General features: G+C 70.0%; 18 protein-coding genes. 10 read left to right on the top strand and 8 right to left on the bottom strand.

Annotation, left to right across the window (positions count from 1 at the left end; genetic code table 11):
* Positions 1-84: 84 nt before the first annotated feature.
* Positions 85-1,230 (bottom strand): aromatic ring-hydroxylating dioxygenase subunit alpha, encoded by a 1,146-nt coding sequence (locus tag WAE60_RS09975; protein WP_337686062.1) that lies wholly within the window; start codon positions 1,228-1,230, stop codon positions 85-87.
* Positions 1,231-1,387: 157 nt separating this feature from the next.
* Positions 1,388-3,034: an NAD(P)/FAD-dependent oxidoreductase gene (locus WAE60_RS09970; RefSeq protein WP_337686061.1), complete on the bottom strand. Its 1,647-nt coding sequence runs from the start codon at positions 3,032-3,034 to the stop codon at positions 1,388-1,390.
* A gap of 192 nt (positions 3,035-3,226) precedes the next feature.
* Here WAE60_RS09970 and WAE60_RS09965 point away from each other — a divergent pair, with 192 nt between their 5' ends.
* The 3 genes from WAE60_RS09965 to WAE60_RS09955 are packed head-to-tail and all read left to right on the top strand — an operon-like array spanning position 3,227 to position 5,648.
* On the top strand, positions 3,227-3,733 hold the full coding sequence (locus WAE60_RS09965) for a hypothetical protein (RefSeq protein ID WP_029907755.1): 507 nt from the start codon (positions 3,227-3,229) through the stop codon (positions 3,731-3,733).
* Positions 3,734-3,736: 3 nt separating this feature from the next.
* Positions 3,737-4,759 (top strand): AAA family ATPase, encoded by a 1,023-nt coding sequence (locus tag WAE60_RS09960; RefSeq protein ID WP_029907754.1) that lies wholly within the window; start codon positions 3,737-3,739, stop codon positions 4,757-4,759.
* Position 4,760: 1 nt separating this feature from the next.
* Positions 4,761-5,648 (top strand): hypothetical protein, encoded by an 888-nt coding sequence (locus WAE60_RS09955; protein WP_156035570.1) that lies wholly within the window; start codon positions 4,761-4,763, stop codon positions 5,646-5,648.
* A 30-nt stretch (positions 5,649-5,678) separates the two neighbouring features.
* Here WAE60_RS09955 and WAE60_RS09950 read toward each other — a convergent pair whose 3' ends face one another.
* Positions 5,679-8,753 (bottom strand): efflux RND transporter permease subunit, encoded by a 3,075-nt coding sequence (locus tag WAE60_RS09950; protein ID WP_337686057.1) that lies wholly within the window; start codon positions 8,751-8,753, stop codon positions 5,679-5,681.
* Between the two features lie 229 nt (positions 8,754-8,982).
* A complete protein-coding gene (locus WAE60_RS09945) occupies positions 8,983-10,065 on the bottom strand; it encodes an efflux RND transporter periplasmic adaptor subunit (protein ID WP_337686053.1) in 1,083 nt (360 codons plus the stop codon).
* A gap of 282 nt (positions 10,066-10,347) precedes the next feature.
* Between WAE60_RS09945 and WAE60_RS09940 the strand changes: the two genes are divergently transcribed.
* Together WAE60_RS09940 and WAE60_RS09935 are read left to right on the top strand one after the other, a co-directional pair.
* On the top strand, positions 10,348-10,983 hold the full coding sequence (locus tag WAE60_RS09940; protein WP_337686050.1) for a TetR/AcrR family transcriptional regulator: 636 nt from the start codon (positions 10,348-10,350) through the stop codon (positions 10,981-10,983).
* Between the two features lie 59 nt (positions 10,984-11,042).
* Complete coding sequence (locus WAE60_RS09935) at positions 11,043-11,240, top strand: hypothetical protein (RefSeq protein ID WP_029907746.1); 198 nt, start codon at positions 11,043-11,045, stop codon at positions 11,238-11,240.
* 157 nt (positions 11,241-11,397) lie between these two features.
* On the opposite strand, the gene WAE60_RS09930 is transcribed toward WAE60_RS09935, so the two are convergent.
* The gene (locus WAE60_RS09930; RefSeq protein WP_337686048.1) at positions 11,398-12,441 is read right to left on the bottom strand and encodes an alpha/beta hydrolase; all 1,044 of its coding nucleotides are present in this window, start codon (positions 12,439-12,441) and stop codon (positions 11,398-11,400) included.
* A gap of 180 nt (positions 12,442-12,621) precedes the next feature.
* Here WAE60_RS09930 and WAE60_RS09925 point away from each other — a divergent pair, with 180 nt between their 5' ends.
* On the top strand, positions 12,622-13,515 hold the full coding sequence (locus tag WAE60_RS09925; RefSeq protein WP_337686047.1) for a DMT family transporter: 894 nt from the start codon (positions 12,622-12,624) through the stop codon (positions 13,513-13,515).
* A 90-nt stretch (positions 13,516-13,605) separates the two neighbouring features.
* On the opposite strand, the gene WAE60_RS09920 is transcribed toward WAE60_RS09925, so the two are convergent.
* Together WAE60_RS09920 and WAE60_RS09915 are read right to left on the bottom strand one after the other, a co-directional pair.
* Positions 13,606-14,538, bottom strand: coding sequence for an iron-containing redox enzyme family protein (locus tag WAE60_RS09920; protein ID WP_337686046.1), 933 nt, complete (start codon positions 14,536-14,538; stop codon positions 13,606-13,608).
* Positions 14,539-14,626: 88 nt separating this feature from the next.
* A complete protein-coding gene (locus WAE60_RS09915) occupies positions 14,627-14,908 on the bottom strand; it encodes a hypothetical protein (RefSeq protein WP_029907736.1) in 282 nt (93 codons plus the stop codon).
* A 224-nt stretch (positions 14,909-15,132) separates the two neighbouring features.
* Between WAE60_RS09915 and WAE60_RS09910 the strand changes: the two genes are divergently transcribed.
* The 3 genes from WAE60_RS09910 (at position 15,133) to WAE60_RS09900 (ending at position 22,094) form a co-directional block, all read left to right on the top strand.
* Complete coding sequence (locus WAE60_RS09910) at positions 15,133-17,031, top strand: potassium transporter Kup (RefSeq protein WP_337686043.1); 1,899 nt, start codon at positions 15,133-15,135, stop codon at positions 17,029-17,031.
* Positions 17,032-17,130: 99 nt separating this feature from the next.
* Positions 17,131-19,947, top strand: coding sequence for an insulinase family protein (locus WAE60_RS09905; RefSeq protein ID WP_337686041.1), 2,817 nt, complete (start codon positions 17,131-17,133; stop codon positions 19,945-19,947).
* A gap of 8 nt (positions 19,948-19,955) precedes the next feature.
* On the top strand, positions 19,956-22,094 hold the full coding sequence (locus WAE60_RS09900; protein WP_337686039.1) for a tetratricopeptide repeat protein: 2,139 nt from the start codon (positions 19,956-19,958) through the stop codon (positions 22,092-22,094).
* Here the strand turns inward: WAE60_RS09900 and WAE60_RS09895 are convergent.
* The gene (locus WAE60_RS09895; RefSeq protein ID WP_337686037.1) at positions 22,091-23,923 is read right to left on the bottom strand and encodes an ABC-F family ATP-binding cassette domain-containing protein; all 1,833 of its coding nucleotides are present in this window, start codon (positions 23,921-23,923) and stop codon (positions 22,091-22,093) included. The genes WAE60_RS09900 and WAE60_RS09895 overlap by 4 nt on opposite strands.
* A 127-nt stretch (positions 23,924-24,050) precedes the next feature.
* Here WAE60_RS09895 and WAE60_RS09890 point away from each other — a divergent pair, with 127 nt between their 5' ends.
* Positions 24,051-24,800, top strand: a complete 750-nt coding sequence (locus WAE60_RS09890) for a hypothetical protein (RefSeq protein WP_337686034.1) — start codon at positions 24,051-24,053, stop codon at positions 24,798-24,800.
* The last annotated feature ends 7 nt before the right edge of the window (positions 24,801-24,807 follow it).

Genomic DNA, 24,807 nt, shown 5'->3' with positions numbered 1-24,807 from the left:
AGCCGTGCAGCCGCCCCTGGGTCCCGGACAAGCGCTGCGCGCTTTCCGGGATGACAACCTTTGTTGTCGTGATGGGGCGGTGGATCACCACCCCTCCGGCGGCCGCGGCAGCCTTGCCTGCGGGATCAGCGCCCGCATCTTCCGGCCGAAGCTCCGCAACGACACCTCGGTCTCCGCCAGCGGTCCGGCCGTGAAGGTCCGCGAGGCCATGCCCTGCTGCACGCGGGCCACCAGCTCGGTGTCCTCGGCGTTGACCTGGCGGTTGATGCGCCAGTTGAGATACCGCGCCGCCCGCATCTCGCGCCGCTCGTCCGGCAGGGCGTAGGCGATCTCGCGGATCATGGTCCGGGTGGCCGAGACCGGGATGAACTGCATGAAGTCCACCTGGTCCGGATAGATGTCGAAGGCCTGGTTGGGCCAGAGCTTGAAATAGGTCCACAGCCGCTTGCGCTCGGGCGGCAGGTGGTCGGCGTCGGGCAGGATGCGCTGGTAGAGGCGCTCGGACGGGTTGCGCGACGGCTCGTCGATCAGCTGGCCCCACATCTTGTCGACCCAGGTCTGCGCTTCGACGCCGTAGCCCTTGCCGAACAGCCGCGTCAGGCCCGGATGGGCCACGGGGATGTGCAGGCCGTCGGAATAGTTGTCGCTGATGTTCTTCCAGTTCACCTCGCGCGGCCGCAGGGTGACGCGGCCGAACGGGACCATCTCCTCGAACCGGTAGGGCTCCAGCTCGTGGTCGTAGGGGGCCATCATCTCGGCCACGGAAGGGCCGTCTCCCTCCAGCCGCACGAAGACGAAGCCGCGATAGACCTCGGCCTGGAACGGGGCCAGGCCGTGCTTGTCGACGTCGAGGGCCGGGTAGGTCTCGGGATAGGGCGCGGCGATCAGCCGGCCGTCCAGGGCGTAGGTCCAGGCGTGGTAGGGGCAGACGATCCGGGCGCAGTGGCCGACGGGGCCGTCCAGCAGCCGGGCGGCGCGGTGGCGGCAGACATTGGCGAAGGCCCGGACCCCGCCGTCCTTGCCGCGCACCACCACCACGCTCTCGCCCAGGAACTCGAAGGTGTGGAAGTCGCCGCTGCGGGGGATGTCGTTCAGATGGCAGACGATCTGCCAGGAGGGGCGCAGGACCTTGTCCTGCTCCTCGCGGAAGAACCGCTCGCTGCCGTAGATCCAGCCGGGCAGGCCGTAGTCGGCGTCGGGGTCCTGGTCGGGGAGTTGGGCCATATCCATCACCAGATCTCCCTAAATCCGCTCATCCCGGCGAATGCCGGGACCCAGATCCCATAGCGGGGTGGCTGATTGGAGGAGCTCAGAGCTCTTGGCGTCAGCCTCAAAGCCATTCCATCTGGGTCCCGGCATTCGCCGGGATGAGCGGATTCTTGAGACATCACCGCCCCACCAGACTCAGCTTCACCGCCGTCGTGAAGTCCCGGTCGCGCAGGATCTCCCGCGCCGCGTTGCGTCCCGGATTGCCCGAGACGCCGCCGCCCGGGTGGCACCCGGCGCCGCACATGTAGAGCCCCTTGATCGGCGCGCGGTGGCTGGCGTGACCCAGCAGCGGCCGGGCCGCCCACAGCTGGTCCAGCGACATGTGGCCGTGCATGATGTCGCCGTTGACCAGGCCGAACTTCCGCTCCAGGTCGACCGGCGACAGGATCATCCGGCCCAGGACCGACGCCTTGAAGTTCGGGGCCCACTGGTTGACCGTGTCGATGATCAGGTCGGCCGCCGCCTCGCGCTCGTCGTCCCAGCTGCGGCCGTCCGGCAGGTCCCAGGCGAACTGCTGGCAGAACAGGCTGGCCACGTGCTGGCCCGGAGGGGCCAGGCTGTCGTCCAGGGTCGAGGGGATCAGGATCTCGACGATCGGCCGCTTGGAAATCCCGGTCGCCTTGGCGTCGCGATAGGCCTCGTCCATGTAGTCCAGGGTCGGCGACAGCACGATGCCGCACTGGTGGTGCTCGGCCACGGCCTTGCCGGGCAGGCAGGTGAAGTCGGGCAGCTCCGACAGGGCCACGTTCATCCGGAAGGTGCCCGAGCCGTTCTTGTAGCCCTTGATCGCCTTCTTGAACGGGGCGGGCAGGGCCGAGGGCGGGACCAGCGACCCGTACAGCAGGGCCGGGTTGAGGTTGGAGCTGACGATAGGGGCCATGATCTGGGTCCCATCGACCAGCTGCACGCCCACCGCCCGCTTGCCGGCGCCTTTAGGCATGTCCTCGACGTGCACGCCCTCGACCTTGGCGTTCAGCAGGATGTCCACGCCCTTGGCGCGGCAGGCCTTGGCCATGGCCTGGGTGATCGCGCCCATGCCGCCCACGGCGTGGCCCCAGGCGCCCTTCTTGCCGTTCACCTCGCCGAAGGTGTGGTGCAGCAGGACGTAGGCGGAGCCTGGCGTGTCGGGGCTGGCGAAGTTGCCGACCACGGCGTCGAAGCCGAAGCTGGCCTTGACCGCGTCGCTCTCGAACCAGCCGTCCAGGAAGTCGCGGGCGCTCTTGGTGAACAGGTCCAGCAGGTCGCGCTTGCGCTCGCGGGACAGGCCCGCCAGCCGGCCGCCCTGCTTCAGCCCGCGCAGCAGGCCGGGCAGGCCGTCGCCCAGGTTCGGCGGGGTCTCGGCGGCCAGGTCGCGCAGCACGTCGCCGATTTCGTCCAGCATGTCGTAGTAGGCGGGGAGGCGCTCGGCGTCCTTCTCGGAGAACTTGCGGAACTCGGCCTGGGTGCGCTCCAGCCCGCCGCCCAGCTTCATGTAGGTCTTGTCGTCGATCGGCAGGAAGTTGGAGATCGGCCGCTCCAGGATCCGCAGGCCGTGGCCGTGCAGGTCCATGTCGGCGATGACCTTGGGGCTCAGCAGGCTGACCGTGTAGCTGGCCACCGAGTTGCGGAAGCCGGGGTGGAACTCCTCGGTCACCGCCGCCCCGCCGACCACGTCGCGGGCCTCGCAGACCGTGACCTTCAGCCCGGCGCTGGCCAGGTAGAAGGCGCAGACCAGCCCGTTGTGGCCCCCGCCGATGATGACGGCGTCGCGCTGCTGGACGGCCATGCTCGTTCCTCTCCCCAGGGTGTGGGGAGGAGGTTGCTATACGAGTGTAAAATAGGCAAGGGGCCGCGATGGGCGAAGAATAGTTGAGCTGGCGCGTCGAGCAATCTTGACTAGAGCGGGGACCATGCTTCTAGATCGCCCTTAGGGGGAGTCGTCGTGCGAAAGATACCGTATGTTGCGGTCGGAGCCGCCATGTTGGCTCTATGGATCGCGCCCGTTCTGCTGCTGCATGCAGGGGTGAAGTCCTGGTCCGACGCCGGGGTCATTGGCGACTCCTTCGGTCTGGTGAACTCGCTGTTTTCGGGGATCGCTTTGCTGGGCGTCCTCTACACGCTTCATCAGCAACACCGCGACGCCATGAAGCGCGACGAGCAGTTCCTCGAGGACCAGGCTTCTTCGAGAAGCAGCCTGGACCAGCTGATACTCTCGACCCGACTGCAGATCATCACGACGATCGTCAGCGAAAACAGAAAATCGATCCTGGAGCTGCGGCCGGAGCTGAAGGAGGTTCCCGCTTCGGTGCTGATGTTGATCGATCTGAAGTCCCGCATCCAGAGCGACGAGCGCACCAGCTCCCTGGTTCGCGAGGGGACGTCGGAAGTCATCGCGCTGATCGACGAGCTGATCGCCGCCAGCAGCGAGGTCCGGGACATACGCGCGGCGATGCAGGGGCTCGTCAATCGTCAGGCGGAGAGCTGAGCGATGGAGGCGGACGGCGAGCTGATCCCCCCGCGGCGCAGAAGGTCGGCTTCCGGCAGGGCGCTTCGCCTGAACGTCGAAAAGGACAAGTCGAAGGGCCGCGAACGCCGGGCCTCCGACATCCGAGCTCATCTGGATTCCTTCGTCGTCGGCCAGGAGGAGGCGAAGGAGCGGTTGAGCCTCATCCTCTCCATGTACCTGTCCTGGGACTCCAAGAAGAACGTGCTGCACCCGCCACCCAACGGTCTCGTCCTGGGGCCGACCGGATCGGGCAAGACCTTTTCCATCCAGATCGCGTGCGCCTATCTCGGCATTCCGTTCCTGATCGTGGACAGCACGACCCTGGTTCCGTCGGGCGCCAGGGGCGGGTCGGCGGTCGAGGAGATCGAATACAGGATCAACAATCTCATCGGCGATCGCGGCAAGATCGTCGTGTTCCTGGACGAGTTCGACAAGATCGCGGCGAAGTCCCACGACAACAACCGCGAATGGAAAGTCGACATCCAGAGATCCCTCCTGAAGTTCATAGAGGGCCAGGCGAAGGTCGCCGAGGGCGGGACGGGGTCGAGCGCGATGGTGCTGGCGGGCGGGGCGTTCGTCGATATCGACGGCACCGAAAACACCCGAAAGCGGCGTCCGGAGGTGGCCAGGCTGCTGAGAGAGGCGCCCAAGGGCACGATCGTCTCGGATGATCTCGTCAATTTCGGCTTCATGCCGGAGCTGGTCGCGCGGCTCCCGGCCATCATCCAGTACGAGTCCCTGCCGGAAGACGCCCTTCTGCAGATACTGAGGCACGGGCGCACCTCGCCTCTACTGGTGTGGCGACAGCATTTTCGAAGAATTGGGAAGACGTTGAAGTTCTCGGACGGCTTCATGCGGGCCGTCGCCAAGCGGGCGGCCGCCCTGTCCATGGGCGCGCGCGGCCTGCAGCAGATCGTCTTCCCGGCCTTGGCCAAGCGGGCCTACGCCTTCGAAGGCAATACCGAGAAGGTGATCAATATAACTGAAGAGATTCTGGAGATATAGTATGGGAAATCTGGTTATACCGGATTGGCAAAATCTAGCTCCGGTAAACGCGTTCCAATACAAGGTCGGGGATATAAACGGGTTCACCCTGACCGCCTATTTCCCGGCGATCGCCGACTGGGAAGATGGCGCGCTGCGGGCGCGACTTCAGGAACGGTTGCGCGAGGATGTCGCGAGCCTTCTGAGAACGGCGGAGTTCTTCAACGAAAGCTCCCTGGAGAATAGAAAGGGGGCGGACTATTTCGCGGTCGAATTCAAGGACGACATCTACGACTTCCAGGTCGCCGTCTACCAGGACAGGATTGTCGTCCGCAAGGCCGGCGTCCAGCTGCCCACCTTCCATCACTGGTACCATGCCGCGGTGCCTGGGTTTAAGCAGATATTCGACTCCATTCTGAGCGTCCTGGATAAGGAACGCGGAATGGTGCACAGCGTCACCAGCGTGCAGTATAATTTCGATTTCGTGGCTTATGACTTCGTGCAGCTCGGCAAGAAGCTGCACAACTATTATGTTCTCGGGAAGCTGATAACCCAGGTTCCCGAAGAATCCGGCGAAATCGTCAATATCGAGGCCGGAAAGCACAGCGTCAGCAGGTTGGACTACAAGGTCAACACCTGGGATGGGGTCGGCGACCGCAGAAGGCGCTTCACCTATGCGGTGAAGGCCCCGTCGAACAGGACCTATGCCGGGCTCTGGTTCGAGCTGTCCTATGGCAGCGAAACCTATACCGATCCGGACACCCAGACCCGGGAATGGTCGAACCCGGGCGTGCTGCTCGAAGAGTACAGTCGCGTCTACGACTTCATGTGGGCCAAGGGCCTGGGCGGCTTCATGCGGTCGCTGCTGGGCCACCTGGAGTTCAAGACGACGGCCAGCTACATCCCCTGAAGCCGGCGCGCCCGGGGCGGAAGCGGTGCGTCAGGCCCGCTCCGCCTTCCCCCGGGCCGTCAGCCAGTACATCACCGGCGTCGCCACCCGCGACAGCACCGTGCTGGTGATCAGCCCGCCGATGATCACGATGGCCAGCGGGGAGTAGAGCCCCGACCCCTCCATCGCCAGCGGCAGCAGCCCGCCGATGGCCGTCACGCTGGTCAGCAGCACCGGCAGGAACCGCACCTCGCCGGCGCGCTCGATGGCGTCGTGCAGGCCCATGCCGCCCTTGCGCAGCTGTTCGGTGAAGTCGACCAGCAGGATCGAGTTCTTGATCTCGATCCCGATCAGCGCGATCAGCCCGATGGTCGCGGTGAAGCTCAGCGAATAGCCGGTGATCCACAGGGCCGCCACGGCCCCGAACAGGCCGAACGGGATGATGCCGGCCACCACCAGGGCGGTCTTGAACTTCTGGAACTCCAGGACCAGCACCGCCAGGATGCCGAACACCGCCACCATCACCGCCGCGCCCAGGCCGGCGAAGCTCTCCGACTGGGCCTCGGCCTGGCCGCCCAGGGTCAGGCGGTAGCCGGGCGGCATGGGCAGCTCGCGGTCCAGGCGCGCGACCACGTCCTGGGTGACCTTGGCGGTCAGGTAGCCGGTCTGGACATAGGCGCTGACGGCCACCGTGCGCTCGCGGTCGAAGCGGTCGATGCGGGCGGGGCTGGAGCGCAGGGTCGGGGTGGCGATCGAGCCCAGGGGCGCGGCCTCGCCGTCGGCGGTGGGGACGTAGATCTTGGACAGGTCGGCCAGGGCGTTGCGGCTGCCCAGCGGATTGGGGCCCACGCTCATGGGCAGCCGGACTTTCACCGCATAGTCGTCGCCGTCGGGATCGCGGAAGCGGCCGGTCTCCTCGCCCGACAGCGCCAGGCGGGCGGCGCGGCGCGGGGCCCCGGCCGGCACGCCCAGAGCGGCGGCCTTGCCCTCGTCGACGCCCAGGTCCAGGTCGGTGCGGTCCAGCCGCACGGGGTTGTTGACGTCGCGCGTGCCGGGCGTGGCCTTCAGGACCTGCTCGGCGCGGGCGGCCAGGGCCTTGAGCACCTCCAGGTTCTGGCCGGTCAGGCGGATCACCACCGGGGCGTCGATCGGCGGGCCGTTCTCGAAGGTGACGACGCTGATCCGCGCCCCGGGGAAGCGGGCGAAATCCTCGCGCAGGCGGTCCAGCACCTTCTCGCTCTGGCCCGGCTCCCAGCGCTCCAGGCTGGCGAACACCTCGGCATAGGTGGTGGCGCTCTCGCGCTGGGTGATGTTGTAGAAGATCTGCGGATTGCCGCGGCCCAGGTTGTCGGCCTGCCAGACGATCTTGGGCTCCTGCTTCAGCCGGGCCTCGACGAAGCGCAGGGCGCGGTCGGTGCGGGCCAGGGGGCTGCCGTCGGGGGTCTCGACCCGGACCAGGAACTGCGGCGTCTCGGCGGCCGGGAACAGGGACGAGCCGACGATCTTCAGCATGGGCACGGTGGTGGCGCAGATCGCCAGCATGATCGCCAGGCTCAGCCACGGCCGCGCCAGGGCGAAGTGCAGCACCGGCCGGTAGAAGCGGTGGATCGCGCCGTTCACCCCGCGCAGCAGCGGGTTGCCCTCCGGGTCGGAGTGCTTGTCCAGCACCCGGCTGGCCAGGAACGGGATGATGGTCATCGACACCAGCAGCGAGGCGCCCACGGTGCACAGCACCGTCACCGGCAGCGACTTGATGTAGGCGCCGGACCCCGCCGGCAGGGCCATCAGCGGCAGGAAGGCCAGCATCAGGCAGGCCGTGCAGCCCAGCACCGCCAGGGCGATCTGGTTGGCGCCGTTGACGGCCGCGGCCGTGCGCTCCTCGCCCTCGCGGATGCGGCGGGCGATGTTCTCGGTGATGACGATGCTGTCGTCGACCAGCAGGCCCAGGGCCAGCACGAAGCCGGCGATCGACAGCTGGTTCAGGGTGAAGCCGAAGGCCTGCAGCAGCACCAGGCCGATCAGCAGGGAGAGCGGGATCGACACCATCACCACCAGGCCGGCGCGCGGCCCCAGCGGCAGCAGGGTGATCAGCACCAGGGCCAGGGCGATGCCGAAGTCGCGGAACAGGTTGTTCAGGCGATGCTCGACATTGCGGGCCTGGACGAAGCCGCGTTCCAGCTTCACCCCGGCCGGCAGGGTCTTCTCGTAGTCGTCCAGCACCTTGTCGACGCTGGCGGTGATCTTGGCGACGTCCTGGCCGTCCTTCTGGGTGACGGTGACGAACACCGCGCGCTTGCCGTTGAAGCGCGCCAGGTGGGTGGGCTCGTCCTGGGCCCAGGCCACCTGGGCCACGTCGCGCACCCGCACCACCTGGCCGCCGATCGAGCGCACCGGCGTGTCCTTGACCGCGTCCAGCGAGCGGAAGGCCCCACCGGCCTTGACGTTGAACCGCCGGTCGCCGGCCTGGACGGCCCCGATCGGGGCCTCGGCCCCGGCGCCCTTCAGGGCGTCGGAGACGGCGGTGGCGGGCAGCTTCAGGGCCGACAGCCGCGCCAGGTCCAGCGACACCCGCACCTCCGACGGCGGCGCGCCGTAGTACAGCGACTGGCGCACGCCGGGCACGCGGTCGAGGCGTTCGCGGAGGCGATCGGCCACCTTCTCCAGGCGGCGCATGGGCAGGACGTCGGAGGTCAGGGCCACCTGGACGATCGACACCTCGGTGGTGCGCACGCGGTCGATGTCGAGGCGGGCCAGGCCGGCGGGCAGGTTGCCCCGGATGGCGTTCACCTCGCGCACCACCTGGTCGTACTTGCGCTCGGGATCGACGTCCCAGGTGAAGTGGACGCGGATCACCGCCGCCCCGTCCAGGCTGGTGGACTCGACCTTGTCGATGTTGTCCAGGCCGTCGACCGCGTCCTCAATGGGGTCGGCGACCAGCTGCTCCATCTCCGACGGCTCGGCCCCGGGCAGGACGGCGCGGATCACCACGATGGGCACGGGGAAGTGCGGGTCCTCGGACCGGGGCACGTTCATGAAGGCGTTCAGGCCCAGCATCACCAGCAGGCCGAAGGCGACCAGGGTGAACTGCCAGCGGCGGACGGCGAACCCGGCGAGGTCGAACTTCATGCGAAGCCCCCAACGCCCGTCACACCCTCAGCCCCCGTCATCCTCGGACTTGTTCCGAGGCCCCCTGCTTCAACCAAGTTGCCGCTCCAAGGCGCGCGCGGCGTCGACGAGCGCTGGCCCGCCCCCGACAGCGCGGCGGCGCGAGGGGTCCTCGGAACAAGTCCGAGGATGACGGGGGAGGGGCGCGCGAGATGCTTGCGTTCGTCACGCATGATGGAGGCCACCGGCATCACTTGCCCGCCTTCGCCGCGCCCAGCGCCTTCGGGTCCGTCACCGTCACCCTATCCCCGTCGGAGACGAAACCCGCGCCGGCGGTGATCACCCGCGTCCCGTCGGGCAGGCCGGCGACCAGGGCGTCGTCGCCGTCGAAGCCGCCGAACTGGACCGGCGTGCGACGGGCGCGGCCTCCATCCAGGCGCAGCACGGCCGCCTTGCCGCCCGACGCCTCGAGCACCGCCTCGGCGGGGATGCGGGCGAAGGTCGGACCCGTCGTGGCGGGCGCGCGGCTGGCCAGGCGCGCGGTGGCGATCTGGCCGCTGCGCAGGTCGGGTCGGGCGGCGACCTCGATCTCGACGGTCACCGCCCCGGTGCGGGCGTCGGCCGACTGGCCCACGCGGGTGACGCGTCCGGCCAGGACCTGGCCGGGCAGGGCGTCCACCGTCACCTCGACCGGCGTCCCGACGCTCACCCCCGCCACCTCGCGGTCGGGCAGGGGCACGCGCAGCACCAGCGGGCTGTTGAGGTCGGCGACGGTGACCACGGCCTGGCCGGGCTGGACCACCTCGCCGGCCTGGGCCTTGCGCTCCAGCACCACGCCGGACGCCGGCGAGACCAGCTGGGCCCAGCGCCGGTCGAAGGCGGCGGAATTGTAGGCGGCGGCGGCCGAGCGCACGGCGCTCTCGGCGTCGTCGACCCGCACCTTGGCCACGTAACCCTTGGCGTAGAGGGTCTTGGCGCGCTCCAGATCGCGACGGGCCTTGTCGAGGTCGGACGACGAGGCCTGCTGGCGGGCGTCGACGGCGGCGGGGTCGATGCTGGCCAGCACCTGGCCGGCCCGGACCGGGTCGCCGGCCTCGACCCCGACCTTGGTCAGCACCCCGGCGATGCGGAACGACAGCGCCATCTCGCGGCGGCGCTCCAGGGTCCCGGTGGCGGTGACCCCGCCGCTGGCGCGCGGGGCGCCGACGGCGACGGCCTCCACCGCCTGGGGCGGCGGCGGGGCGGCGGGGGTCTTGGCGGGACCGCAGGCGGCGAGGAGGGCGCTTGCGAGGAGGATGATCGTGACGCCCGACCCCAACCCTTCCGCCGTCATCCCGGGCCTTGTGCCCGGGACCCCTCTATCCGCCGCAGGTGCGGGAGGGGCGGTTCGCTGGCGCGCCATGGGCGCTTCACGTGCGAGCTGAATCAGGGGGCCCGGGCACAAGGCCCGGGATGACGGCTGAGAGGGGGCGGGTTTCGCGGTCTTGGCGTTCGCGCGTCTTTCCATCCGTCCACGCACAGCCCAACCCCTCGACTATCGATCAGCGATAAGTTATCAGTGATAGATTATCGCTTCTTGTCAAGCCGCCTCGGGCCTGGGAAAGGCTGAAACACGATGAAGTCGCCCCAGGTCCGATCGCCGCGTAAACCCAAGGGCCAGGGGGCCGAGCGCCGCGAGGAGATCCTCGACGCGGCCCTGCGGCTGTTCAGCGCCAAGGACGTGCACGCGGTCTCGACCCGGCAGATCGCCGAGGCGGCGGGGATCAGCCAGCCGGCGCTCTACGCCTATTTCGCCACCAAGGACGACCTGATCGCCGAGCTGTGCGTGCGGGCCTTCGCCAAGCTCAAGGCGCGGATGGACGACGGCAGGTCGCGCTGGACGCCGACGCCCGAAATGTTCGACCGGGCGATGATGACCTATATCGACTTCGCCCTCAGCGAGCCCGACGCCTACCGCGTGGCCTTCATGGTCGAGAAGGGCCCCGAGGGCGCGTTCCACGCCCGCACCGGCGGGCGGCCGATGGCGGCGGGCATGGAGGCCTTCCAGGGCTTCGTGGCCATGATCGCCGACCTGCACGCCGCCGGCCTGACCCGCGACGACGACCCCCTGCGCCTGACCCAGACCCTGTGGGCCGGCCTGCACGGCCTGGTCTCGCTGCTGATCGCCCGCTCCGAGTTCCCGTGGGTCGAGCGCGAGGCCCTGATCGCCGGCCACATCGCCATGCTGCGGCGCGGGGCGCTGAAGGGGTGATTTCCGGGGGCACACCCCTTATATCCGCCGTTCCCCATCCCGAACGCCGGAACACCCCCATGGCCAAGCTGCAGCCCCTCGAAACCTTCAGCCTGCAGGAAACCGAGGACGGCTACCGCCTGCTGGTCTCGGCCGTCGGCGGCGAGGCGCTCTACGTCTCGATCACGCCCGACCAGATGGACGACATCATCGAGAGCCTGGAAGCGGCCATGGGCGGGGAAGAGGAAGAGGGCGCCGAGGAAGACGAGGCGTTCTAGCTCCGCCCCCTACGGGGGCGGACAGGCGACGAAGTCGCCAGGTGGGGGCAAGTGGGTGAGCCACGATCCCCGTCCGTCGCCGCGGCGGCGAACACTTGCCCCCTACGGGTCGCTTCGCGACCGTCTTCCCCCGCAGGGGGAAGAGCGCTCCGCCCCCTCACTCCCCCTGCGTCAGCACCTGGCCGTTGATCAGCTGCTGGCCCAGCATCTTCACCACCTCGGGGCTCTGGGCGAACTTGCCGTGGTTGAGGCTGTCGCCGGCCTTCAGCTTGGTCAGGTCGATGACGGTGATGTTGCCGTTGGCCTCCAGCTTCGAGCGGAAGGGCTCGCGGCTGGGGTCGATGGCGCCCAGGCGCAGCAGGTTGCCCGACAGCAGGCGCGAGACCATCAGGGCCCGGTCGTCGCGCGAGACGAAGATGGTGATGTGCGGCGGGTTCGGGCCCAGGGCCTGCACCTGGTGGGCGAACACCTGCGGGTCGATGTCGGGCGAGGCGAGCACCACGTTGTTGATCTTGGCCGGCAGGCCGCCGCGGCGGATGGCCAGCTGGCGCAGGGCCTCCATGGTCAGGTAGGTGCCCATAGAGTGGGCCACCACGGTCATCTCCTTGACCGCCGGGGCGTCGGCCGCCTTGGTCAGGGCCTCCTCCAGGGCGTCGCGCGAATAGATCGCGCTGTCGCGGTCGTACTGGTAGTCCAGCAGCTTGCCGCGCGAGGGCCAGGTGAACAGCAGCGGCGCGGCGTCGGCCTGGGAGTCGGCCACGAACTGGGCGTAGCGGTAGACGGCGCTCTCGAACCGCGTGTTGAAGCCGTGCACGAACACCAACAGCCGCGCGTGCTCGCCGCCCATGCGGTTGAACCAGGCCAGGGTGTTGGCCTTGTCGGACGGGGCCAGGCTGACGGTGGTGAACTCGGTGGCCGGGTCGGGCGGCTCGTGCTTGGGCCACTCGACGGCCCCGATCCTGTGGCTGGGCGGCACGGAGACCACGATCTCGGCGGCCGAGGCGCTGGTGTCGCGCTCGCCGCCGTAGATCACCCCGGGCGCGGGCGAGGCCGCGCGGGTGGTGACCACCAGCATGTCGATATGGCGCGCGCCGGGCGCCGCGGGCGCGGCGGTCGGCAGCAGGAAACCCTTGGGCGTGCTTCCGCAGGCGGCCAGGACGAACGCGGCGGCCAGTGCGGCGGTGAGGCGGCGGACGGCCACGGGCGGGCTCCCAAGCGGAAGGCGCATCGTGGCAAAGTCCGCTGGACCGTAAATCAGGCGATCTACCGACGCTGGACGGGGATCGGGGTGAGTCGCGCATTATCAAACCGCCCGGGATGACGGTGCTAATAGGGTTTTGATCGTCGCAGACAGCGCTCGTTCCCTGCTAGACACCGCCCCATGTCCCGCTTCACCGCGTCCGCCGGCCTGCGCGCCGCCTTGCCCTATCTGTGCCTGGTCGGCGCGATGGTGTCGCTGTGCGCGGGCACCTCGTTCGCCAAGACGCTGTTCCCGCTGGTCGGCGCTCAGGGGACCAGCGCCTATCGCGTGGGTTTCTCGGCCCTGATCCTGTGCCTGATCTGGCGGCCCTGGCGCATGCCGATGACCCGCGGGGACCTGCTGGCCGTCGTCCGCTACGGGGCGGTGATGGGCGTGATGAACCTGTGCTTCTACATGGCCATCCGCACCATCCCGCTGGGCCTGGCCATCGCTATCGAGTTCACCGGACCGCTCAGCCTGGCGATGATCCACGCGCGCAAGCCGATCCATTTCCTGTGGATCGCCCTGGCCGTCGCGGGCCTGGGCCTGCTGCTGCCGCTGGGCGACGTCAGCCTGAACCTCGACCTGGTCGGGGTGGGCTTCGCGGCGGCGGCGGGGGTGTGCTGGGCGCTGTACATCGTGGCCGGCCAGCGGACCGGGCACCTGCACGGCGGCCGCTCGGTGGCCCTGGGGATGGCCACGGCCGCCCTGGTGGTGGCGCCGTTCGGCCTGGTCGCGGCCGGGGCGGCCCTGCTCAGCCCGCTCGCCCTGGGCCTGGGCCTGGTGGTGGCGGTGGTGTCCAGCGCCATCCCCTATTCGCTGGAGATGGTCGCCCTGCGCGGCATCTCCAAGCGCAGCTTCGGGGTGATGCTGAGCCTGGAGCCGGCGGTGGGCGCCCTGGCGGGCCTGCTGGTGCTGGGCGAGCACCTGGTCGGCCGCCAATGGCTGGCCATCGCCTTCGTCATCGCCGCCTCGGTGGGGACGGTGGTGACGGACCCGTCGCGCAAGCAGGCCGAGGCGCCGCTGCACGATTAGCAACCGGGGACATGCCCTCGCGGCGTGTCCCCAAGTCTTGGCGCGGCGCTTGCGGTTGGGGACACGCCGCAAGGGCATGTCCCCGGTCTGTCATTCCGCCGCGTAGACCACCGGGTGCACGTGCGCCCAAAGGTGCGCGCGATAGGTGTCGAAGCACTGCTCGCCGCAGATCAGGCGCATGACCGCGCCCTCGGCGATGAAGCGGGCGCAGTCGGGGAATTCGCTGACCAGGGGATGCAGGGCCTCGGCGTTCCAGGCCTTGGAATGCTCGATGTCCAGCTGGGCGTGCAGGGCGAAATACTTGCGGGCCGAGGGCGAGACGCCCAGGCGCTTGAGGCCGGCGTCGACGCAGGCCACGCGGCCGGGCGCCGTCAGCTCGACCACGCCCAGGGCGCCGATCGATTGGTAGGTGTAGCGCCGCGTCGTGGCGAAGGCGGTCATGGTGTTGGCCAGGGCCAGCGACTGCCACAGGGTGGAATCGATGGTCGGGGTCAGGCCCAAGACCTGCGTCGTGCGGGTCAGCATCGGGCCGTGCATGCCGGCGGCCGCGCCGCGGCCCATCTCGTCCCAGTAGTTGCGGGCCAGCTCCAGCTTGGCGCGGTCGCTGACCTTGACCTGGGTCATGGCCACCAGGTCGTCGAAGCCGGCCTCGCCGGCCGCCTCCTGGGTCAGGAACCACTGCAGGTCCGGAAGGCTGGCCGCGCCTTCGAGCCAGTCGAACAGCGGGTCGTCCTGGCCGGGCCCGGTCTCCTGCAGCTGTTCGAACCAGGCCACGAAGTCGTCGGCGTTGGTCGGCACGCCGCTGACCAGCGGCAGGATGTGGTCGCGGAACTGCTCGACATACTCGCCCTCGATCCGCTTCATCCGGGCGTCGTCGGACAGCTCGGCCCGCCAGTCGGGATCGGGCGTGCCGACCGCCAGGCGGCGGTGGTTCCAGTGGGCCAGACCCCGGTGCAGGGCTTCGGCGTCGGGGAATTCCGGGGTGAAGGCGCCGATGCGCGCCAGTCGTTCGCCACCAAACACGGCGTGCTCCTGTGGGGTCTCTTTACGGAAATCGCGGACGGAAAAGGCCGCCCCGGGAAGGGGGCGGCCTCGTCGTTTGATCGCGGGATCAGCGTTGGCCGGTGTTGCCCGGCTCGATGGCGCCGGTGTCGACGCCGCCTTCCAGGCCTTCGTCCAGGCCTTCGACGCGCGTGCCCTCGACGCCTTCGTTCAGGCCGTCGTCACGGCGCTGGCCCTGCTGGTTCTGCTGGCCCGGCGCGTTGCGCGCGGCGTCGTCCTGCTGCTGCTGCGGGGTACGGGTCTCGCCCTGCTGGTTCTGCTGGTCGGCCTGCCGGCGTTGGTCGTCGGACGGTTGCTGCTGCAGGTTCTCGCGGTTGTCTTGCTCGCCCATGGTCGTGGTTCCCTGATCGCGCCGGAGGCTTCCGGCGGGGAGATCAACGGGGCCCGGCGGCGGGTGTTCCTAAGTCGAGAAATCGACGAAAAGCCGTGCATCGGCGCTTATTCGATCCGTATGCTGATCTTTATAACTCCCTTATGCCCGGCCCGGGAATCCGCATGGAGCCCTTATGCCCCGTGGGCGTAGGCCGTCGCTCCTTTCGACGGACTCCGGAGCCGATGGCCCATACATCCCCCGAACCGGCCGAGCCGGTCGCCCGCGCGGCCCGGTTCGGCGCCCTGTGGCTCGGCGCCCTGGGGGTGGTGTTCGGCGACATCGGCACCAGCCCGCTCTATTCGATGCGCGAGGCCCTGGCCCACGCCGGGGCGGTCGACCCGCGCCTGGCGGTGTTCGGCGTGGTCTCGCTGGTGTTCTGGGCCCTGACCCTGGTGGTCACGCTCAAATACGTCGTCATCGTCATGCGGGCCGACAACGGCGGCGAGGGCGGCACCCTGGCCCTGATGGCCCTGGCCCAACGGGCCCTGAAGAAGCGCTCGGCCTGGCTGATGCTGCTGGGCGTGGCGGGGGCGGCCCTGTTCTACGGCGACGGCCTGATCACCCCGGCGATCTCGGTGCTGTCGGCGGTGGAGGGCCTGACGACCGCCCCGGTGATCGGCCCGCACTTCGCCCCGTTCGTCCTGCCCCTGGCCGCCGCCATCCTGCTGGGCCTGTTCGCCGTGCAGATGCGCGGCACCGAGACCATGGGCAAGTTCTTCGGGCCGATCATGCTGGTCTGGTTCCTGACCCTGGCCGCCCTGGGCCTGCCGCACGTGCTGGCCCGCCCCGAGATCCTGGCCGCCCTGAACCCGATGCACGCCGTCCGCCTGCTGGTCGCCGACGGCCCTCTGGGCGTGACCATCCTGGGCAGCGTCTTCCTGTGCGTGACCGGGGCCGAGGCGCTGTACGCCGACATGGGCCACTTCGGCAAAGCCCCCATCCGCCTGGGCTGGCTGACCGTGGCCCTGCCGTGCCTGATGCTGAACTATCTGGGCCAGGGCGCCCTGTGCCTGGCCGACCCCAAGGCCATGGCCAACCCGTTCTTCGGCCTGATCCCCGACGCCTTCTACTGGCCGGTCATCATCCTCACGACCCTGGCCACCATCATCGCCAGCCAGGCGGTGATCACCGGCGCCTTCTCGGTCACCCAGCAGGCGGTGCAGCTGGGCCTGCTGCCGCGGATCAACATCAAGCGGACCAGCGAGACGGTGGCCGGCCAGATCTTCGTGCCGCCGATCAACGTCGCCCTGGCCGCCGGGGTGCTGTTCCTGCTGTTCATGTTCCGCACCTCGTCGAACATGGCCTCGGCCTACGGGGTGGCGGTGACCACGACCATGGTGGTGACCGTGGTCCTGCTGGCGGTGGTGATGCGCGGCTACTGGAAGTGGCCGCTGTGGGCCTGCGCCCTGCTGCTGGCCCCGTTCCTGGCCCTGGACCTGGTGTTCATGGGCGCCAACGTCCTGAAGATCGCCGACGGCGGCTGGGTGCCGCTGGTGGTGGCCGCCGCCATCGTCGTGGTCATGTGGACCTGGCGCGAGGGCGCCGACATCGTCCACGCCAAGGCCCACCGCGACAACATCCCCCTGGCCGACCTGATCTCCACCCTGGAGGCGCGGCCGCCGCACCGCGTGCCGGGCACGGCGATCTTCCTGACCGCCGACGCCGAGGTCGCGCCCACGGCCCTGCTGCACAATCTCAAGCACAACAAGATCCTGCACGCCGACAACATCGTCATGAGCGTGGTCACCGCCGACCGGCCGCGCGTGGACGAGAAGGACCGGATCGAGATCGCGCCGCTCGGCCCCGGCTTCAAGCGGGTGACCGTGCGCTACGGCTTCATGGAGACCCCGCACATCCCCCGCGCCCTGGGCAGCTGCCGCCGCCGGGGCCTGGCCTTCGACCTGATGTCGACCTCGTTCTTCGTGGGCCGCCGCACGGTGATCGCCTCGCCGCACGAGGGCATGCCGCTGTGGCGCGACAAGCTGTTCATCTGGATGGTCAAGAACGCCGCCGACCCGGTCGACTTCTTCCACATCCCGGCGGGCCGGGTGGTGGAGATGGGCTCGCAGGTGGTGGTGTAGGGCGTGTTCGAACCCTCTGGCGAAGCGTCGCCATAACGGCTAGGCCTTCCCTGGGGTTGAGTTCAGCGTTCCGGGGGCGTCTTGAGGAAAATCGCGGGCATGGCGGGCGCGTTGGCGTTCGCCGTCATCGCCACGGGCGGCGCCCGGGCGGAGGAGGCCGTTCGGGCGGCCCCCAAGGTCGATCACGCGTCCCTGACGCCCGACCCCAGCATCACGCGCGGGACCCTGCCGAACGGCGTGCGCTACCTGATCATGCGCAACGCCGCGCCCAAGGGCGCGGTCTCGCTGCGGTTCGCGATCGACGTGGGCAGCTACGAGGAGGCCGATCCCGAGCGCGGCCTGGCCCACTTCATCGAGCACATGGCCTTCCGCTCGACGCGCGGCTTCCCGAACGGCGCGACCGACAAGGTCTTCGCGCCCTGGGGCGTGGCGTTCGGGCGCGACCAGAACGCCGCCACGACGATCTTCTCGACGACTTACCAGCTGGACATGCCCGCGCCCGACCCGGCGCAGTTGAAGACCGGCTTCGGCTGGCTGCGCGACGTGGCCGACGGCGTGATCTTCTCCGACGAGGCGGTGAACCTCGAGCGCGGCGTGGTGATCGCCGAGATGGAGTCCCGCAGCAATCCGCTGCTGACCGCCCAGGAGACCGCCGCCAAGTTCCAGGGCGCCGGCCAGCGGTCGGCCGAACGCTCGCCGATCGGCACGCTGGAGACGGTCCAGGCCGCCCGAGCGGCCGACCTCAAGCGCTTCTACGACACCTGGTACCGCCCCGAGCACGCCGTGGTGACCGTGGTCGGCGACATGCCGGTCGAGGACATGCGGTCGATGGTCGAGAGCGCCTTCTCCAGCTGGACGGGGCGCGGCCCCAAGCCGGTGCGGGCCAAGATCGTGCAGCCGCCGCCCGGCCGGGTCCAGGACGCGCTGTCCGTGGCCGGCGAGAGCCTGCCCACCGTGCTCAGCGCCTGCCGGGTGCGCCCCGGCGACCCCGTCGCCAAGGACGACGTCGCGCGCCTGCGCGTCCGGACGCGCAGCCAGGTCTGGCAGGCGATCCTGAACCAGAGGCTGGCCCAGAAGGCCGCGGCCAACGAGGACCACCTGCTGGGCGCCATGGCCCTGTCGACCGAGGTGCGGGACATGGGGATCGCCTGCCTGATCGTCATGCCCACGGGCGACGGCTGGGCCGAGGCCCTGCGGGCCGGGGAAGCCGAGATCAACCGGTTCGCCAAGGACGGCCCCACCGAGCTGGAGGTGGAGAAAGCGGTCGAGATCGCCCGCGCCCGCCTGCGCGGCGGCGTGGTGGGCGTGGGGTCGCGCAAGTCGTCCAACCTGGCCGACGACATCGTCGCCAAGGCCCTGGTCGGCGACGTGGCGACCAGCCCCGCCGACGCCATCTACGCCTACGACCTGGCGGTGGAGGACATGACGCCCGACGAGGTCAAGGCCAGCTTCGCGGCCGACTGGACGGGCTCGGAGCCCCTGCTGTTCATGACGGGCGCCAAGCCGGCCTCGCGCGAGGCGCTGTTGGCCGCCTGGACCCGCGGCGCCGGCGAGACGCCGCAGGCGCGCTACGCCGACCGCGCCGCCCTGACCTGGGGCTATACGAGCTTCGGCAAGCCGGGGAAGGTGATCAAGCGGGAGGCGGTGGCCGATCCCGGCTTCACCCGCCTGCGCTTCGCCAACGGGCTGGTCCTGGATTTCAAGCAGACCAAGCTGGAGCCCAACAAGGTCGAGGTCCGCCTCAACTTCGGCGCCGGCCGGCGCGAGGTCGACGACAGCCAGTATGCCGCCGCCGAACTGGGCTCGGCGGTGGTGATCGCCGGCGGACTGGGCAAGCACAGCTTCGAGGACATCCAGACGATGTTCGAGACCCGGGCCGCCTGGGCCTTCCAGCTGGGCATGGGTCCCAAGGGCTTCTCGATGCGCAACACGACCTTCACCAGCGGGGTCGACGACCAGCTGCAGGTCATGGCCGCCTACATGTCGGACCCCGGGTTCCGGCCGTCGCTGGACGCGCGGCTGCCGACGGCCATCGACATGATGTACCGGACCTACCTGACCCAGCCGGAGGCCGCGGTGAACATGGCGGTCGCGCGCAAGATCGCGCCGGACTGGCCCGGCAACGCCCCGTCGCGCGAGGAGATGGCGCGGATCCGGTCGGCCGACTTCGAGCGCGTGTTCAAGCCGATCCTGACGACCGCGCCGGTCGAACTGACGATCGTCGGCGACATCGACGAGGCCACGGCGATCGCGGCGGTCTCGACCACCTTCGGCGCCCTGCCGGCGCGGTCGCCCGCGCCGCGCGACCGGGTCCAGCCCCAGTTCATGCGCTACCCCGACGCGCCGGTCCCGCCGATCCACGTCACGCACGAAGGCCAGCGGGACAAGGCCGCCGCCCAGTTGCTCTGGCCGCTCTACGTCTCGACGCCGGAGCGCCGGCCCGAGGAGTATTCGCTCAAGCTGCTGGCGGCGGTGTTCGACACGGCGCTGCGCCGGCGCATCCGCGAGGAGCTGGGCAAGACCTACGCGCCCCAGGTCTTCACCCTGGGTCCCGATTTCGGCGACCAGGGCGTGCTGCAGGTCAATATCGACGCCGCCCCCAAGGACATCGACGCGCTGGTGGAGGAGGCCGGCAAGGTCGCCGCCCAACTCCGGGCCGGCGAGATCACGCCCCAGATGCTGGAGGACGCGCGCCAGCCGATCATGGCCGCCGCCCGCGCCCGGCGCGACACCAACGCCTGGTGGGCCGGGGCGATGGCCGGCTCGAACCAGGATCCGGCGATCCTCGAGGAGGCGCTGAGCTACGAGCCGCTGATGTCGGCGGTGAGCCTGCAGGACGTGCGGGCGGCGGCGGCCAAATGGCTGGCCCGCGACCCGATCGTCGGCGTGGCCTATCCCGCGGGCTGGACGAAGTGAGCAGAACCATGAACCGTCCCGTCCGCCTGCCGTCCCTGGTCCTCGCCCTGCTGGCGACGGCCGCCTCGGTCCCCAGCCTGGCCGCCACGGCGCCGGCTTCCGACCCCCTGGCCGCGTGCCTGGCCGGCGAGGCCTTCCCGCACAAGGGCGACCGCAAGAAGGTCGTCGACGATTGCGACAAGGCGATCGAGGCGGGCGTGGCCGATCCGGCGCAGCGCGCCAAGGTCCTGACCATCCGCAGCCAGGCCAAGTGGCGGCTGGACCTCAACGCCGAGGCCGAGAAGGACGCCGAGGCCGCCCTCAAGCTGGCGCCCGGCGACGCCGGGGCCCTGGTCGCGCGCGGCGCGGCCCGCATGGACCAGGACCGGGCCGACGAGGCGATCGCCGACTTCGACGCCGCCCTCAAGGTCCAGCCCCGCAACGCCGCGGCCCTGCTGTACCGGGGCCGCGTGCGCCAGTGGTTCAAGGACGACCGCGCCGGCGCCAAGGCCGACTACGACGCGGCCCTGGCGGTCGATCCCAAGTCGGTCCGCACCTATGTGCAGCGCGCCGACCTGACGATGGACGACGATCCGGCGGCCTCGGAGCGCGACCTGCGGTCGGCCCTGGCCTTGTCGCCCGGCGACGTGGACATCCTGCTGCCGCTGGGCCTGGCGATCGAATACCAGAAGCGCACGGCGGAGGCGCTGAAGGCCTACGGCGTGGCGGCGGCGGCCGACCCGGCCGACGCCCGGGCCCTGACCTACCGGTCGCTGCTCGAGCTGGGCTCGGACAAGGCCGCGGCCCTGCGCGACGCGGAGGCGGCCATCCGGGTGGAGCCCAAGCTGGCGCGGGCCCGCTACGTCCAGGGCCGGGCCCTGGAAGCGCTGGAGCGGCCCGACGAGGCCCTCGCCGCCTACCGCGAGACGGTGAAGCTGGACGAGGACTATCTGGACGCCTGGGTCGCCGTGGCGTTCCTCGAGCGCAAGGCCGAACGCTACGACGCGGCCCTGGCGGCGGCCGACGCCGGCCTCAAGCGTGCGTCGAAGAACACCGACCTGCTGTTCGAGCGCGCCATGATCCTGGGCGCCCGGGACGAAACGACCCGGGCCATAGAGGCCTACGGCGTCGTCATCGCCGCCCTGCCGAAGAGCGCCGCGGCCTACTACAATCGCGGCCAGCAGCTGTCCAAGAAGAGCGAGCACGAGGCGGCCCTCGCGGATTTTCGCAAGGCCGCCGAGCTGGACCCCAAAGACCTGGACGCCCTGATCAATATCGGCATCGAGCTGGGCAACCTGAACCAGGGCGATGCGGAGCTGAAGACCTACGACCAGGTCCTGGCCATCGATCCCGCCAACATCGCCGCCAAGGTCAACAAGGCCATCGTCTACGCCGATCGCGAGGACTGGCCGGCGGCGGTCGCGGCCTACCGCCTGGCGACCCAGGCGGCGCCGAAACGCGCGGACCTGCAGATCTCGTTGGGCGACGCCCTGGTGAACCAGGGCCAGTACGACGAGGCCAAGCGCGCCTACGACCAGGCCGTGAAGCTGGACGCCAAGGACGCCGGTGCCTGGCGCTCCCGCGCCCGGTTGCTGCGCCGAATGGGCCGCCTGCGGGAGTCCATCGCCGACTACGGCCGCGCCGTGGCCCTGGCGCCGGACGACGCCGACCTGCTGGTCGCCCGGGCCCAGGTGCTGTCCCTCGACGACCAGGAGGCCGCCGGCATGGCCGACCTGGACGCGGCGGTGAAGCTGGCCCCCAAGTCGGCCTTCGTCCTGAACAACCGCGCCCTTGCCCACGCCCGGGCCGAACGCTACGCCGCCGCCCTGGCCGACTACGACCAGGCGATCGTCGTCCAGCCCGACTACGAGCCGGCCTACTACAACCGCGCCGACGTGTTCATCGATCAGAGCCGCTACGACCGGGCCATCCGCGACCTGAACGCCTCGCTGCGCCTGTCGCCGAACGACAGCATGACCCTGGCCCGCAAGGGCCGGGTCTACTGGCTGGTGAAGGACTACCGCCGCGCGCTCGAGGAGCTGGACGCGGCCCTGGCGGCCGATCCGGAATACGCCGACGCCCTGCGCTGGCGCGCGGACGTCAAGGACGAGGGCCCCGGCGCCAAGTCGGACCGGGAGACGGCCGACCGCCTGGACAAGGCCAGCTAGCCCGCCAGCGCTTCCTTCTTCTCCTCCAGGGCCAGCCAGTCCTCCTCGGCCGTGGCCAGGTCGGCGCGGGCCTTGTCGAGGGCCTTCATCAGCTTGTCGAAGCCCGCGGGGTCCTTGGCGTAGAGGTCGGGGTCGTGGAGCTTGGCTTCCAGGTCGCCGATGATCGTGGGCGAGGCGGCGATCAGGGCCTCGCATTCCTCGAGGCGCCGCTGGTCCTTGTAGGACAGCTTGACGGTCTTCTTCGGCGGCGGCGGGGCCGACGGGGTGACGATGGCCTTGTGCGAGCCCGTGCCCGTGGCGAAGTCGCCGGCCGCGCCGCGCGCGCCCTTGAAGAAGTCCGGGGCCTGGTCGATCAGGTCGCTCCAGCCGCCGGGCGTCTCCAGCACCTTGCCGTGGCCGTTCATGGCGATGGTCGAGGTGGCCAGGCGGTCGATGAAGTCGCGGTCGTGGCTGACCAGGATGAGGGTTCCCTCGAAGTCGGCCAGCACCTCTTCCAGCAGGTCCAGGGTGTCCATGTCCAGGTCGTTGGTCGGCTCGTCCAGGACCATCAGGTTGGTCGGGGTGGCCAGGGCCCGAGCCAGCAGCAGGCGGTTGCGTTCCCCCCCCGACAGGCTGGTGACCGGCTGGCGCAGCTGGGCCTCGGTGAACAGGAACTCCTTGGCGTAGCCGGCCACGTGCTTGGGCTGGCCGCGCACCAGGATCGAGTCGCCGCCGCCGGGGGTCAGGAAGTCCCACAGCGTCATCTTCTCCGACAGCGCCATGCGGTTCTGGTCGACGTAGGAGATCTCGAGATTGGTGCCCAGGGTGATGGTCCCGCTGTCGATCGGGATCTCGCCCAGCAGCATGCGCACCAGGGTGGTCTTGCCCGCCCCGTTGGGACCGACCAGGGCCACGCGGTCGCCGCGCAGGATGCGGGTCGAGAAGTCCTGGACGATCACCCGTTCGCCGAAGGTCTTGGTGACGTGCTTGGCCTCGACCACCTTCTTGCCGGACGTGCCCGAGCTCTCGACGGCCAGGGTCATGCTGCCGCGCTTGTCGGCCTGCAGGTCGCGCTTCTGGGCGCGCAGGTCCATCAGCGCCCGGCGGCGGCCCTCGTTGCGGGCCCGGCGGCCCTGGACGCCGCGCGCCAGCCAAGCGTTCTCGCGCTCCAGCTGCTTGTTCAGGCGCCGCTCCTCGTCGGCCTCGGCGGCCAGCACCTGCTCGCTCCAGACCTCGAACTCGTGGAAGCCCTTGTCCAGGCGGCGCACCTTGCGGTGCTCCAGCCAGAAGGTGCGCTGGGTGACCCGGTTCAGGAAGGCGCGGTCGTGGCTGACGATCAGGGCCGCGCACTTGGAATTGGCCAGCTCCTCTTCCAGCGTCTGGATGGCGAAGATGTCCAGGTGGTTGGTCGGCTCGTCCAGCAGCAGCACGTCGGGCTGCTCGGCGAAGGCGCGGGCAAGGGCGGCGCGGCGACGCTCGCCGCCCGACAGGCCCACCGTGCTCTTGGCGTAGTCCAGGCCGAAGTCGGCCAGGGTGGCGTGGGCCTCGTAGTCCTCGGCGCCGCCGGCCGTGCAGTAGTCCAGCAGGGTCTCGCCGGTGATGTCCGGTTCCTGGCTGACATAGACGATCTTGGCGCCGGGCTGGGCCGCGCGCTCGCCGCTGTCGGCCTCGATGCCCTGGGCGGCCAGGATCTTCAGCAGGGTCGACTTGCCCGCCCCGTTGCGCCCGACCAGGCAGGCGCGCACCCGCGGCTCCAGCGCCAGGTCCACCCCGTCGAACAGCGGCTTGGCCCCATCGGCGAGGCGGACGTCCTTGAGGGCCAGGACAGGGGCGCGAGTCGGGGAAGCCATGATCGAGAGGGTCTAACTGTCGGACGGGAAGGGGAGGAGATGGGGGCGTATAGCAGGCGGGGCGAGGGGGCGGTGGGATTTATTGGGGCTTGCCCCGGCGGGCGAAACTAGCGCTACCTTGGCGAGCATGACCGACACCGCCGAACCCATCGCCAAACCCTATCGCGTCCACATGGTCGCCGCCGTCGCGGTGGCCGGTCTGCTCTGGCTCGCCGACGGACGGTTGTGGCCCTCGGTCGTGGACCGCCTGGGCGGCTTCTTCTGGCTGTTCCTCCTGCTGCAGCTCGTGCCGAACGCCTGGCTCTCGAAGTCGCGGCTGGGGCGGGTCGTGGCCGTGCTGCTCTACGGCGCGTTCTTCTGGATCGTCGGCGAAGGGCTCAGCGCGCGGGCCGCCGAGAGCAGCGGGGCGCGCAACCTGATCCTGCTGGGCGGGGGCTGCATCCTGGCGGTGATCGCCGCCAACGCGATCTGGGACCGGGCGCCGCGGGCCTGGCGCGCCCGGATGGCGGCCTCGCGGATCACCTACGGCGTCGGCTCCTGCGTGCTGCTGGTCCTGGGCGGCGGCCTGGTCTGGACCGTGATCGGCGCGGTCGACCCAGGCGTCGGCGCGGGCGCGCGGATCGGCCTGACCACCCTGTTCCTGGCCATGGCCGGCGGCCTGGTCCTGGCCCTCTGGCGGCTGGAGGGCTGGGCCCGCACCTTCGCCTGCTGGACGGTGGTTTCCCTGGCCTGGATCGGGATCATGACCGGCCTGGCCGCGGGCGCCGCCCCGTCCGGGATCGACCTCGGCGGCTGGCTGTTCGCGCTCCTCCCGCCCCTGATCGTCGGCGCGGTGCTGCTGGCCTACTACCGGATCAACAGGGCCTACAGGGTCTGACGGGGAC

Source organism: Caulobacter sp. CCG-8 (assembly GCF_037402475.1).
GTDB lineage: Bacteria > Pseudomonadota > Alphaproteobacteria > Caulobacterales > Caulobacteraceae > Caulobacter.
Note: the sequence above shows the minus strand (reverse complement) of the source record. Positions and strands in the feature narration are given on the sequence as shown.